This window comes from Aedoeadaptatus nemausensis (assembly GCF_903819165.1).
GTDB lineage: Bacteria > Bacillota > Clostridia > Tissierellales > Peptoniphilaceae > Aedoeadaptatus > Aedoeadaptatus nemausensis.
Map to the genome: position 1 here is coordinate 1 of NZ_CAIJCS010000013.1, position 13,206 is coordinate 13,206.

The 13,206-nt window shown below is 48.5% G+C and carries 13 protein-coding genes; all 13 read left to right on the forward strand.

Annotation, left to right across the window (positions count from 1 at the left end; genetic code table 11):
- Positions 1-266 precede the first annotated feature (266 nt).
- The 13 genes from PEPTYR26121_RS01085 (at position 267) to PEPTYR26121_RS01145 (ending at position 13,088) form a co-directional block, all read left to right on the forward strand.
- The gene (locus PEPTYR26121_RS01085; RefSeq protein ID WP_180498389.1) at positions 267-971 is read left to right on the forward strand and encodes a ZinT/AdcA family metal-binding protein; all 705 of its coding nucleotides are present in this window, start codon (positions 267-269) and stop codon (positions 969-971) included.
- A gap of 50 nt (positions 972-1,021) precedes the next feature.
- Positions 1,022-2,404, forward strand: coding sequence for a metal ABC transporter solute-binding protein, Zn/Mn family (locus PEPTYR26121_RS01090; protein WP_218956304.1), 1,383 nt, complete (start codon positions 1,022-1,024; stop codon positions 2,402-2,404).
- Positions 2,394-3,083, forward strand: coding sequence for a metal ABC transporter ATP-binding protein (locus PEPTYR26121_RS01095; RefSeq protein ID WP_218956305.1), 690 nt, complete (start codon positions 2,394-2,396; stop codon positions 3,081-3,083). Before PEPTYR26121_RS01090 ends, PEPTYR26121_RS01095 begins: the two co-directional genes overlap by 11 nt.
- Complete coding sequence (locus tag PEPTYR26121_RS01100; protein WP_180498393.1) at positions 3,076-3,888, forward strand: metal ABC transporter permease; 813 nt, start codon at positions 3,076-3,078, stop codon at positions 3,886-3,888. Before PEPTYR26121_RS01095 ends, PEPTYR26121_RS01100 begins: the two co-directional genes overlap by 8 nt.
- Positions 3,889-4,004: 116 nt before the next feature.
- Positions 4,005-4,160: a hypothetical protein gene (locus PEPTYR26121_RS01105; protein WP_180498395.1), complete on the forward strand. Its 156-nt coding sequence runs from the start codon at positions 4,005-4,007 to the stop codon at positions 4,158-4,160.
- A gap of 135 nt (positions 4,161-4,295) precedes the next feature.
- A complete protein-coding gene (locus PEPTYR26121_RS01110; protein ID WP_180498397.1) occupies positions 4,296-7,346 on the forward strand; it encodes a zinc ribbon domain-containing protein in 3,051 nt (1,016 codons plus the stop codon).
- Positions 7,347-7,479: 133 nt separating this feature from the next.
- Complete coding sequence (locus tag PEPTYR26121_RS01115; protein WP_180498399.1) at positions 7,480-8,475, forward strand: hypothetical protein; 996 nt, start codon at positions 7,480-7,482, stop codon at positions 8,473-8,475.
- Between the two features lie 17 nt (positions 8,476-8,492).
- Entirely contained in the window at positions 8,493-9,881 is a 1,389-nt protein-coding gene (gene cysS, locus PEPTYR26121_RS01120; RefSeq protein WP_180498401.1) for a cysteine--tRNA ligase, read from the forward strand.
- Positions 9,866-10,294: a Mini-ribonuclease 3 gene (locus tag PEPTYR26121_RS01125; protein WP_180498402.1), complete on the forward strand. Its 429-nt coding sequence runs from the start codon at positions 9,866-9,868 to the stop codon at positions 10,292-10,294. The genes cysS and PEPTYR26121_RS01125 overlap by 16 nt, the downstream gene beginning before the upstream one ends.
- On the forward strand, positions 10,284-11,057 hold the full coding sequence (thyX, locus tag PEPTYR26121_RS01130) for an FAD-dependent thymidylate synthase (protein ID WP_180498404.1): 774 nt from the start codon (positions 10,284-10,286) through the stop codon (positions 11,055-11,057). Before PEPTYR26121_RS01125 ends, thyX begins: the two co-directional genes overlap by 11 nt.
- Positions 11,042-11,785 (forward strand): 23S rRNA (guanosine(2251)-2'-O)-methyltransferase RlmB, encoded by a 744-nt coding sequence (gene rlmB / locus PEPTYR26121_RS01135; protein WP_180498406.1) that lies wholly within the window; start codon positions 11,042-11,044, stop codon positions 11,783-11,785. Before thyX ends, rlmB begins: the two co-directional genes overlap by 16 nt.
- The gene (locus PEPTYR26121_RS01140; RefSeq protein WP_180498408.1) at positions 11,763-12,299 is read left to right on the forward strand and encodes an NYN domain-containing protein; all 537 of its coding nucleotides are present in this window, start codon (positions 11,763-11,765) and stop codon (positions 12,297-12,299) included. The genes rlmB and PEPTYR26121_RS01140 overlap by 23 nt, the downstream gene beginning before the upstream one ends.
- A gap of 9 nt (positions 12,300-12,308) precedes the next feature.
- Entirely contained in the window at positions 12,309-13,088 is a 780-nt protein-coding gene (locus PEPTYR26121_RS01145) for a ZIP family metal transporter (RefSeq protein ID WP_218956306.1), read from the forward strand.
- The last annotated feature ends 118 nt before the right edge of the window (positions 13,089-13,206 follow it).

Genomic DNA, 13,206 nt, shown 5'->3' on the forward strand with positions numbered 1-13,206 from the left:
CGTGAACGCATGCAATCCGCATAGAAAATAAGTTATGTAAAACAAAATCGAGTAAGCATTTGCTTACTCGATTAAGTCCAACTTTATGGGGTCACTCTACATTCGGTAAGGGGATTTTTTAGTGGCGAAAAGAGATAAAAAAGCGGAAGAAAAGAAAGAGCGAAAATTAAAAGTAAAAAAGGAGTTGACTTTTTGAAAATACGATGATATTCTGAAGCAGAATAAGAGTGATAACTATTATCATAAAATATTTTTTGGAGGTACATATGAAAAATTTGAAGACACTATTACTGACAGGTGCCCTATCCTTATCCCTGGTTTTAACGGCCTGCGGAAACAATGCAAACGAGGCGCCTAATAATGCCGATAACAATCATCAGGTGGAAGCCGACAATCATAACCATAGTGATAACAATCATAACCACAATCACGACCATGATCATGATCACGATCACGAAGATCATGAAAAACGAGAAGATGTAAAGCTTAGTGATTGGGACGGCGATTGGAATTCCGTTTACGCTTACAAAGACGACGCCGAAGTGTTAAAGGGCGTTGAAAGTGAAGCGAAGGAAGACGGCAAAGAGCCTAAAGCTTTCTTGGAAGAAAAAATGGAAAACAGAAAGTTTGACTTCGGCGGTATGGTCGTCGACGGCGACAAGGTTATCTTCCATAAAGGCAAGGCAAATGAAGAGGGAGAAACGAAAGAAGTCGCTTATAAATTTACAGAAGCGGCTCCCATGGAACACGGCGGCGCCACGATGTATTGGTATGTATTTGAAACCGAATCCGAGGATGTGCCTAAATACATGGCTCTCATGGATGTTCACGGTGAAGATACTATGGCTCACTTCCACGTGCGCTTAGGTGACGACAAGGCGAAATTGGTGGATAGCGAAGATGAATGGTATCCTACATTCGTTCGCGCTTCCACACCTGCAAGCGCGATGGCGGAATTTTTAAGTCACTAAAAATTTCGAATCCTCATAAAGATTAATACAAGGTTAGAAAGGAAGTCGAATTGAATAAAAGAAAAAGTTTCGGTCTATTCTGCCTTTTTCTTTTCATTCCTTTGGCGATCCTGTTAACATCTTGTTCGGCAAAAAAACGAAGCGTCACAGGGGAAAAGCCGCTGGTGTACGCTTCGTTTTTTCCTATTTACAGCTTGACCAAGATGGTAGCGGGAGAGGATGTGGAAGTGCGAAGTTTTATGCCCACATCGGCGACGGTCCATGACTGGGAGCCTACGCCAAAGGCCTTAAAAGAATTGGAGAAAGCGGATCTTTTAATCGTAAACGGCGCCAATATGGAACGTTGGGTCGGTAGCGTTAAGAAAAACATTCCGGGGCTAAAGGTGATTAATCTCGCGGACAATGTGGACTTGATCACCTATACGGGTGCAGCCGCACTTGGCGAATTTCAACTGATGCAGCGCGCCGAATTAGATGCGGCCACCTATCCCCTGGTTTTCGGGCACACCCACGAAGATTATTTGCGTATCGCCTTTTTAAAAGACGACGGCACCATGAACCGAGAGGATATGATTAAAAAAGGCCGTGAGATTCTAAAAAAAGAAGGAGATCCCATTAAACAAAAACAGACCATCGACGTTAAAAACGGAGGTGTTTACAAAATCGCCATGAGCCACGAATCGGGTGAAGTAAAATACCATATCCCCGAGGCGGGCCAATGGATTATCTATACCGATCGCAAGCCGGAGGAAATTTTAACTTTCGACTTTTTAGATCGCAAGGGCGAGATAATGAAAAACGAAATTCTAATGGAATCGTCGTCGAAAGAAGTGGATCAGGTAACCTTCGATCCCCATTCATGGCTTTCCATAAATAATGCGAAATCCTATTTAGGGACTATTGAGCGGGAGCTTACGAAGTTGGATCCTAAGGCGGCTAAGAGATTTAAAAAGAATCGCTTTAAGGCGGTGGACGAATTAAATTTATTGGAATTTGAATACAAAGATAAATTTAACGCCTTGGAGAAAAAAGAATTTATCGTCATGCACTACGCCTTCGAGTATTTGGCGCGGGATTTCGGTCTTACCCAATATCCCCTGCAAAGCCTGACGAGCATGGACGATCCCTCCATTCATTCCATGGTGCGGGCCATCGATTATGCGAAAAAGGCACATATTCAGACGATTTTTTACGAATACGGAACCTCTCCCGCCGTGGCGAAGGTTATCGCCGAAGAAGTACCCGGCGGCAAAACCGTGCCCTTGGCTTCCATGGAATACGTCTCTCCCGGCCATTCTCCGGACGATTTGACGTATTACGATTTAATGTCTATGAATTTAAAAAACCTCTACGAGCATATGCTTCGCGTCAATGGAATCGCGGCGGAAGAGGATAAAGGTGTATCGAAAGGCGGTGATCCCCGTGACAAGTAGTATTGAAATACGGGATCTTTCCTTTTCCTACGATAGCGGCCAGCAGGTGTTGGATAGCATCAATTTAACCATTAAACGAGGAGAATTTGCCGTCATCATCGGCGGAAACGGAAGCGGAAAATCCACATTTATTAAAAATATATTAGGCGAACTAAAGCCCGACAAAGGGAGTGTTCGTATTTTAGGAAGAGAGCGAAGCGGCGACGATTATCGGGATGTAGGCTATGTGCCTCAAATGAGCGTTGTAGAAAAAATCGCCTTTCCCATAACGGTTATGGAACTTGTGGTGCTAAACCTTTACGACGAATTCGGTTTCTTGAAATATCCGAAAAAGCGTCATAAAGAAAAGGCGAAAAAGGTGCTGAAAAAAATGAACCTTTTCGATTACAAAGATCGCCCGGTTAATGAACTGTCCGGCGGCTTAAAGCAAAGGAGTATGATTTCCCGCGCCATGGTCCACGATCCCGAGATCCTCATATTGGACGAGCCGACTGTGGGCGTGGACAAAGAGAGCCGCGCGCGGTTTTTAGAAACCATAGGTCACTTGAATCGGGAAAAGAACTTGACCATTCTCATGATCACCCACGATTTGGAAGAAGTGATGCGATGGGGCGGGGCACAAAGCCTTTATGAAATCAAAGATAAAAAGTTAGAACGAAAGGAGGTTCCGCATGCTTGAGTATGCGTTCATGCGAAAAGCTTTGTTGGCAGGTTTCTTTCTCTCCATTATGATTCCCGCTATCGGCGTGGTCATGGTGAACAGAAAGACCTCCATGATCGGCGACGCCCTAAGCCACAGCGCCTTAACCGGCGTGGGGATGGGCTTGATCTTAGGCTTCGATCCTCTTATCGGCATGGCGATCATTTGTACCGTGGCGGCCTTTGCCATCGAAATTATTCGTCATCGCTTTCCCCAATACGGAGACATGGCCACGGCCATCGTCATGAGCTTGGGACTGGGCATCGCATCGATTTTGTCGGACTTTGCTCCCGGCGGAAGTTCCTTCGAATCCTATCTCTTCGGCTCCATTGCAACGGTCAGCACCTGGGATGCCGTCGCCATCGGAGTGGTATTTATCCTCGTAGTCTTTGCATCAATTAAAGAATACAGCGGATTATTGGCCATTGCCATCGACCCCAATACGGCGAGGCTCAGTGGCGTAAAAGTAAAAATCATTAACGCCTGCTTTACCCTATTAAGCGCCGTGACCATTGCCATGGCGGTGAAATTAGTGGGCGCCTTAATGGTGACAAGTTTGATCGCGCTTCCCGTGGCCACGAGTTTAATCGTCGCCCGCTCCTATAAAGAGACGCTAAAATTGACGACGATCCTCGGCATCCTCTATATGTTTGTCGGTCTCGCGTCGAGCTTTTATTTTGACGTCAAACCGGGAGGCGCCATCGTCCTTTTCGCCCTTTTCGGTATGCTCGTATTTTGGATCGCGGGTAAAACGGGGCGAAGAAAACAAAAAGACAGCATATAATAAAGAGACTAAACTCTTAGTAAATAAAAATAAAAATGGAATAAAAGCCTGTATCGATAATATGACGGAATTTAATATGTTTGAGCGTCGTCCCCGCCTGTAAGATATTTCCGCACGTGATGAAAAAAACCGGCATGATGATCATTCTCCGCGCATTGGAAGAACCTCTCCGTCAAATTGCGGAAGATGTAGACGCCGAAGATTCCGTTTTTAAATCCCTTTACCTTTCGGTAAGGGGATTTTTTATTGGAGAAGAAAGCGTCGGTTTATAAAAAAATAAAGAGAATCGCAGGAAAAATAGAATTGATTTTATATTAATTGTTTAAAAAAATAAAAATGATAAAATGAGATTATACATAATAGTAAGCTAAATCGAAAATCCGGAGAATCGTAGTAAGGAGTATGATGTGAAAAAGATTTTACTATACTGTCTGACCTTTTTACTTTGCATTATGGTCTCGCCCTCTTACGCCTTTACCGACGGAGGGAATTTATCTCGCGAAGAATATCTTAAAGTCGTGCCCATGGAATCGGGCTTATTCTATCCCTTGATTAAAGATGATTTCTACGATAGCCAAGGCTATTTAAAGTCGACTTTCGACGGAGAATACTACGACGAAATGTCTGAGGATTTACCGGGGAAGACCCCCGTAGAATTTATCAACGCTTTCGACGGAGAAAACAATCGCGAATTTCTGGGATATTGTTACCGTGCAGACGGCACCATGTTCTACGATGTATACGCGCGTATAGGCGCGAAGGCGAAGCGCATCGTCCATTATGAAAGCGATTCTTTTATAAATGCCTTTCGATCGGGAATAGACTGTGAAATTTCCCGGGACGGTAAATATAATTACATCGCCTTTCATGAGGGGAGCCAAGGGCCTGCCGATGAATTCGGCGATGGAGGCTCAGGATCTTCGGCTTATTACCGCATGGACGGGAACTGGAATCTGGAAAAAGTGAACGATGCTCGTGGCGAGGTCATTTCAACAGGAGAAATGATGGGCTATGACGATGAGGAGGACATGTCCAATCAATGGAATCTGTTTCAAGCCTACGATATTATGCAATCTTCCCCCGAGGGAGGATACGATCACTTTTTCGGCGATGGGGAGCAACAATCTGTCGACGACCTTAAATTGGCGCTGGCCCCTCTATTATCTTCCGAAGTAAAAGACGGAAAGGTGGATCAGCGTTATATCCCGAGCTTAACCTCTGTCGGTCTCGCTTATGGGCAGGAGCTTTTGGACCCCGATTACAAAAAAGAAGATAACACCATCGAGGGCTGGGACGAAGCCTTCGCACCCATCAGTAAAGCGTGCGAAGAACTGGCGGAGTATCCGAAAAAATCTTCCTATTCCGTAGATCTCGAGGCCTTTGCAGATTTCTACAAAAAGTATTACGACTTTACCTTGAGTCCCGGCGACTACGAGGGCTTGGATGTCTATAATAAATCCGTCTCTTTCTCCATAGGAGAAAATGCAGTCGTATTGAATCGCTCCACAGCGGAACTTTTCGACCTGCCCCGTGTTATCCGGATCAGTAATGTAAAATCCTACTATGATCACGCCATTATTACCGTGGACTATGTAAGTTATAAGGGCATAATGAACAGTGATGGTGCCGCCGGAAGCTATATTCGGCGCAATGTCTTGGTAAAAAAAGTACGGGACGAAGACGAAATCAGGTTTGTGCCCCTCTATGTAAGTAAAAAACCCTTCGATATGGAGGGGGCGCAAAAGATCATGGGCTATAATTTCAAGCCCATTTACACCTCGTCCATTAATTTTCGAGATCTTTCGACCTTGGATCCCTCCCAATGGACGGCTTCTTTGAAAGAAGCCCTGGAATCCGCAGGCTATGAGGGAGGAACTTTGGTCGACGTGGACGGAATGCGCATTAAGCGCTTCGTCTACGATTACACGTCGGCTCCCAGGAGGCAGGTAATTAAGAAACGCACCTTCGCCATCGACGGATCCGCCGTCGCCCATATGGAAAATGACGCCGTCGTTCCTCAGGATTTTGTAGACTACGCCCATAGCTTAGGCGTGGACTTGATTGAGAGCAGGGACAAAAGCGTCCTCTATATAGATGTGGGCAAGGCTCGGGGACGAGGCGTAGAATTTTATATAAAGAACTTTGATTACGATACATTCCCCGATTACCTCGTCATTAAGAAGGGAAAAGATTTCACGTGGATCCTACCGAAGGCCGGCCTTTATAACAATGCCTATTACTTCATCGACTTCCATAAAGATCAGCTTCAAATCGAAGTGGCCATGGGAGATCAGAAGTCGGATTTTGTACCTTTGAGCTTTTTAATATTGGGAGATAAAATAGAAACCATTTGCCATAGGGCGGGAGATTACAAAGCGATTTACGGTTTAGAGGGAGAAAAAGTCTTCGTGCCCGTGGAGACGGGGATCTACACTCTATCGACAGAGAAACGAGCCGGAGCCGAGGACGGTTATGAAATAATGATGGAGCGGATATTGTCGAATCTCGCCATAGGAGAAAACGGCATCAACCGCCTCGCTCTCGGGAGAATCCTTTCCTTTACCCCCATCGCTCCCGAGATTTTACAACCGGAAGATATTAACGACGGCCCGAAGGCGCCTCGAGATATGGCGGCCATGGAAAGATTATTGCGCGGCGGGATATATGAAGAAGATAAGGGGGCCGTGCATCCGGAATCGGCCGTAGGCATCGCCGATACGGAACGCATTATAAAGCCTCTGGCCTTCGGCTACGATGAGGAAGAAGTTCGCTCCGCATTTAAACCTTTCACCGACGGCGGGGGAAGAGAAGGCTTTATATCCGGCTTCAAACCGGTGGCTACGAGTCTCGCCGCCGGAGCGGCCGACAAAGCGGAGGAGGGAACCCAGACGGAATTTGTAAACAGCCTGGATGCCGACGAGGACACTATAAAAAATTACCACGGCATTTTGGGACTGGCGGGCTTCAGCTTGTTGAAGGATATCTTTTCCTTCCCGACGATCCTGTGGCTTATCCTTATTTTTGCGGCGCTGATCTACTGTGTTCTCGCCTATTTCGGTCATCTGCCCGAGCAGTACAATCTCTTTCTACTGAAAACCCGTCGCATTGCAAAAGAGAATCTTATGAATCCTATGAGAAAAGACGGGGGAATGGAGCGAGAGAGAGGAAGATTCGTCGAGGAAGGACAAACTACTCGCCCCGAGACCGAAGGCGAAAGGATCGACAAGGAGAAATATAAATTTTCACCGACCCCGACGGAAGGGAAGAGCGGGGCTTCGATGACCGAATCGGAAGAAAAGGATGAAATCGAGCGGTCGGAAGAAGAGGAGCCTGAAAAGACGCTCATTGCACCGCAGGAAAAACCGGCGCAAAAACAGAAGTTCTGCGGCCGGTGCGGAAGCGAGCGCAAAGGCAGTGCGCATTTTTGCGGCAAGTGCGGCTTTAAATTTACAGATTAAACGAGAAGGAGTCTTGCAGATTATATCTGCAGGCTCTTTTTTATCAAACTTCGAAATAAAGGGTGGCATATAGAGTTCCTTCAACATAAGTGTTAAAATAAAAGACAGTATATAAATTAGAATGGAGAGCTAAATGAATAAAGATTATATGGTAAATGATATTAAAAATGAGATGAAAGCCTGTATCGATAATATGACGGAATTTAATATGTTTGAGCGTCGTCCCCGACTGGAAAAGTGGCTGGATCTTTTGGAGCTCCTCTACGATGTGGAAGTGGAGACCGAAGAAAGTATAATGGAGCCGGAATCGGACCTTGAGGGTAACGAAAATTACGTCGGCCGCGTTCATCTGAAGCTCGGCGGCGGCACCCTAGGCGAAGAGAGGGTCTTTATCCCGGAAAAAGTACTCCGCCTGCAAAATATTTCCGAAGGGGACGAGGTCCGCGCCACGGTAGTGAAGCGGGTTTACAACAACAATCACCTGAAAAATATTTACAGCTACGAGCTTTTGGAGAAGGCGACGGAAACGGTGGAAAGCGAGCGCCGCGTGATCTCCTACGCCAGAGTGTTGTCCGACGGCGATTATCGCAGTCTTTATATTGAAGGCGAAGGAGACGACGGCACACTGCGCATCGATTTAGAAGACGGCACCCTCGGTAACCTAAATGTAGACGAAGGGGATATCGTGGACTACGCCTACTGGCAGCGAGATCCTTCCGCCGGCAGGGTTATCTGGATCCACAATATCGACGGAGACAATGTGCTTACCCCTTTCGATAATATGGGAGAGACCGTCGAGGAACATCCCGAGCGTTTTTTAGAAAATATCCGGCTGACGGTCTTCGGTAAGGGCGAATCCGTCTCCGATCACGTAAGGGCCATGACGGAATCGGGAGGCGATGTAGTCCACATCGAAGAAGCTTCCGAAGACGATATCGAGAGCCGGATGGACGGCGCCGATCTCGTCCTCGTGTATTTAAACTCCGTACGCCCTGCAGAAGTGAAGCGAATTCGCGACGGCGTGCGCCGGAGGAATGCAGAAGTCCTCTTTATTCAAGACGACGACATCAACAATATTTTCTCGGCCATTCGAGATAAATTGGAAGACGGTTATTACTACGACCTTTAAACAGAAGGGAGCCCATTGTGAAACTATTTAACTCCATGACCCGAACGAAGGAAGAATTCGTCCCCATCGACGAGAACAAAGTGCGGATGTACAATTGCGGCCCGACGGTCTACAACTTTATCCACGTAGGGAACGCTCGTCCCCTCGTGGTATTCGACACCCTCCGCCGCTTCTTTATCTACAAAGGCTACGATGTGGACTTTGTCGTCAACTTTACAGACATCGACGACAAGCTTATTAATCGCGCTATCGAAGAAAATTCCACAGTAAAAGATATTGCGGAAAAATACATCGCCGAGTTTAAACAAGACGCCAACGGGCTCAATCTCTACACTTACGACACAAAAAATCCCCGCGCTACGGAATTTATCGACGAAATCGAAGAATTTATCGCAGGTCTCGTGGAAAAAGATGTGGCCTATCCCTTAAACGGCGATGTCTATTTCGATATTACGAAGGCCAAAGATTACGGTAAGCTTTCCGGCAAAAACATCGATGAGCTCCAAAGCGGGGCGCGGATCGAAGTGAACAGCCAAAAGAAAAACCCCGGCGATTTCGTGCTCTGGAAGGGCAAGAAAGAAGGGGAGCCGGCGTGGCCCTCTCCCTGGGGCGAAGGGCGCCCGGGCTGGCATATCGAATGCTCGGTTATGGCGAAGACGCTCCTCGGCGACACCATCGACATTCACTCCGGCGGGGAAGACTTACAGTTCCCTCACCACGAAAATGAAATCGCCCAATCGGAAACATTGACGGGCCAAACCTTCGCCAATTACTGGCTCCACAACGGCATGATCACCGTCGACGGCACGAAAATGAGCAAATCCCTGGGTAATTTCTTTACCGTACGGGAAGTGGCTCAGGTCTTCGATCTGGAAGTGCTTCGCTTCTTCCTTTTAAGCGCCCACTACAGAAGCCCGATCAACTATTCCTACGACGCCATGGAACAAACCAAGGCGGGGCTGGATCGCCTCTACGGCGTGCGGGATCACATGGAACAGCTTTTAGGAAGCGATATTCCCGCCGGACGAGACGAGAATCTGGACAAAAAGGTTCAGGAAGAAAAGAAGGAATTCGTAGAAGCTATGGAAGACGACCTGAACACGGCGAGGGCCACGGGGAGTCTCTTCAGTTTGGCGCGGGATATTAACACCCACATTGCAGGAGGCGCTAAAAAAGACAGCCTTCAGGAAGCCTACGACGTATTTATGGAACTGGCAGGCGTCCTCGGTATTTTAGGCCGCCGCGACGAAATGGACGCATCGGACATCGAAGCGCTCCTCGAAGAGCGCAAGGAAGCGCGGAAAAACAAAGATTTCGCAAGAGCCGACGCCATTCGCGACGAACTGGCCGATCGGGGCATCGCCATCGAGGATACGAGAGAGGGCACTTTGTGGAAAAAGATGTAAGAGAATATTTCTCCGCTCCTCTTTGGACGGAAAGCGAGGCGAGGGGGCAAAATCCCCTCGTTCTTGCGTATATCGGCGACGGAGTCTACGAGGTGTTTGTAAGGAGTAAAATACTCCACAAGCGGGAAAAAGTATCCCGACTCCACAGAGCCTCGGCCAATCACGCCAAGGCGTCGGCTCAGGCGGAAATCGCTCTAAAGCTGGAGCCCCTCTTTACGGAAGAAGAGGCCGCCATCTTTAAGCGGGGGCGGAACACCCATCAAAAGACCATGGCGAAACACGCTTCCGTGGCGGATTACCGAAATGCCACGGGCTTTGAGTGTCTGATCGGCTATCTCTATACCTCCGGGCAATCGGAGCGTCTGCGCACGTATTTTACGGAAATAGAAAGGATTTGGGACGATGAAAGTTAAACTCATTGCCTACACCCCGGAAGCCGAGGCGACCATCGCCAAGGCCGCCAAGCTTTGCTACTCGCCGGTGGGCGTGGGGGAAATCGAAAAGAAATTAAATAATGAGGAAGTGGAGCGCTTCGTCTCCATGCTCGCCTCCATGGGCCACGACTCCCCCTTGGAACATGTGAGCTTTACCTTTGCCGTGGAAGGGGTGAGCCGGGTGCTGACCCATCAATTGGTGCGCCATCGCTTGGCCAGCTATTCCCAACAATCTCAGCGCTATGTCAAGCTGGACCAGTTTGAATACATCGTTCCCGAGGCCGTTCGCGGCGACAAAGAAGCGGATGACGTCTTTTTAAAGAGTATGGAAGCGGCCAACGAAAGCTACCACAAAATTACCGATATCCTTCAAAAAAAGCATTACGAGGAATACATCGCCGAGGGAATGGATGAGAAAAAAGCTATGCGTCAAGCGGAAAAGCGGGCCATCGAAGATGCCCGTTACGTGCTCCCAAATGCCTGCGAGACGAAAATCGTCTTGACCATGAACGCCCGCAGTCTGCTCCACTTCTTTAATATGCGTCTATGTTTGCGGGCGCAATGGGAAATTCGCGATCTTGCCCTCGCCATGTTAAAAGAAGTTATGAACACGGCGCCGGCTTTATTTAAAAAGGCGGGACCCCCATGTGTTAATGGGCCTTGCCCGGAAGGGGCCATGACCTGCGGAAAAATCCAAGAGGTACGCCGGTTTTACAAGGAGGAATTATGGACGAAACAGTAATCTTCGGTCGCAATCCCGTACTGGAAGCCTTGGAAGACAAGGTTGACAGACTCTTTATTCAAAAGGGCCTGAACGACGGCACGGTGAAAAAAATTCGCGGCAAGGCCAAGGCCATGGGAGTAGATATTCGAGAACGCGAAAAATCCCGCCTGGACGAAATGGTGGGCGGCAAAAACCACCAAGGGGTGGTGGCCTATGTTACGAATTTTACTTACTCCACACTGGAGGATATGTTTCGGCGGGCGGAGGAGCGGGAGGAAGATCCCCTCATCATCCTTCTGGACAGCATTCAAGACCCTCACAATCTCGGCGCCATTATTCGCTCGTCGGTGGCCATGGGCGCCCACGGCGTGGTCATCCCCAAAAATCGCTCTGCCGAAGTCAACGGCACGGTGTATAAAACATCGGCGGGAGCCGTGGACCATATGCTCGTCGCCAAGGTGACGAATATGAATCGAACCATTGAAGAACTAAAGGAAAAAAATGTATGGGTTTACGGCGCCGACGCGGGAGAGGGAAGCCTTTACGATGCGGATCTCACGGGACCTGTTGCCGTCGTGGTCGGCAACGAGGGCAAGGGCATCGCCAAAAAGACGAAAGAACACGTGGACGCCCTCCTTTCCATTCCCATGCCGGGGGAATTCGAATCCTTAAACGCGTCGGTGGCGGCCTCGATTTTTCTCTATGAAATTGTAAGGCAGCGCCATGGCAAACAGACGAAAATATAAGCGCAGCCAAGCCTATCTTTTCGTCGACGGCTACAATGTCTTAAACGCCTGGCCCATGTTTCACGACATGATCGACGACCGGCTGGAAGAGGCGCGGGAACTTCTCGCGGATATATTGGAAGAATACGCCGCTACGGAACACGTCTTCGTCATCCTCGTATTCGACGCTTACAGGGTGAAAGGACATAGCGGCAGCGTCATGGCGGGAAAACACATGGACGTGGTATTTACCCAGGAGACCGTAACCGCCGATCGCTACATCGAGAGCGAGATCGCCTCCATGGGCCGCATGGACGATGTTTCCGTGGCCACCAGCGATTTTGTGGAGCAGCAGATCATAATGGCTCGAGGCGGGAAGCGTATCAGTGCGAGAGAGCTGGAGATTCTCGTAAAAAATGCCAAGGGTCGCACGCGGAAAACCGTCCGCAATATTCGCACGGACAAAGTATTTTCCTCATCCCTCGACGAGGACATTAAAAAGAAGTTAGAACGATTGAAAAAAGATTTAAGCTAGGAGGCTTTTGTGGATATAGCCGTGTTACAGACACTCGCTATTCCCCTGATCGGGACGAGTTTAGGTGCCGGCAGTGTATTGTTTTTTCACCACCGGATGAATAAAGAAATAGAAAAGGGAATGAACGGCTTTGCCGCCGGCGTCATGGTGGCGGCGTCCATCTGGAGTTTGCTCATTCCCGCCATGGAAGAGTCTGCAGATTTAGGTAAGTTCGCTTTCCTGCCGGCCGCCATCGGCTTTTGGATCGGCACCTTCTTCATGCTCGCCATCGACAAAGTTGTGCCCCATTTACACGGGGACGAATCGGAAGGCATGGAAGGGGTGGAGATGAAGCGCTCCACCATGCTCTTTCTCGCCGTCACCATTCATAATATTCCCGAGGGTATGGCTCTCGGCGTAGTCATCGCGGGCTGGCTCAGCAACAATGTGACCATTTCGGCGGGGAGCGCATTGGCTCTCGCCGTAGGCCTCGCCATCCAAAACTTTCCGGAAGGGGCTATCGTCTCCCTTCCCATGCACGCCGGGGGCATCGGGCGGAAACGGGCCTTCGGCTACGGCGTCCTTTCAGGCGTCGTCGAGCCCGCAGCCTCGGTCATTACCATGCTCCTCGCGACGCGGGTCATTCCCTTTTTGCCGTACTTCTTGAGCTTTGCATCCGGTGTCATGATGTATGTGGTGGTGGAAGAACTCATTCCCGAAACGGCACAGGGAGAGCACAGCAATGTGGGGGTTCTTTCCTTCGCACTGGGTTTTACATTAATGATGATTTTAGACATAACACTGGGATAGAAAACGCGTCGGCGTTTTCTTTTTATTGTGCGCTTTAGCATGAATAAACCACCAGCTATGCTGGTGGTAGGCATAAAAAGCTTTAGCTTTAAGTAAAAAAACCTCCTATGATAAAATT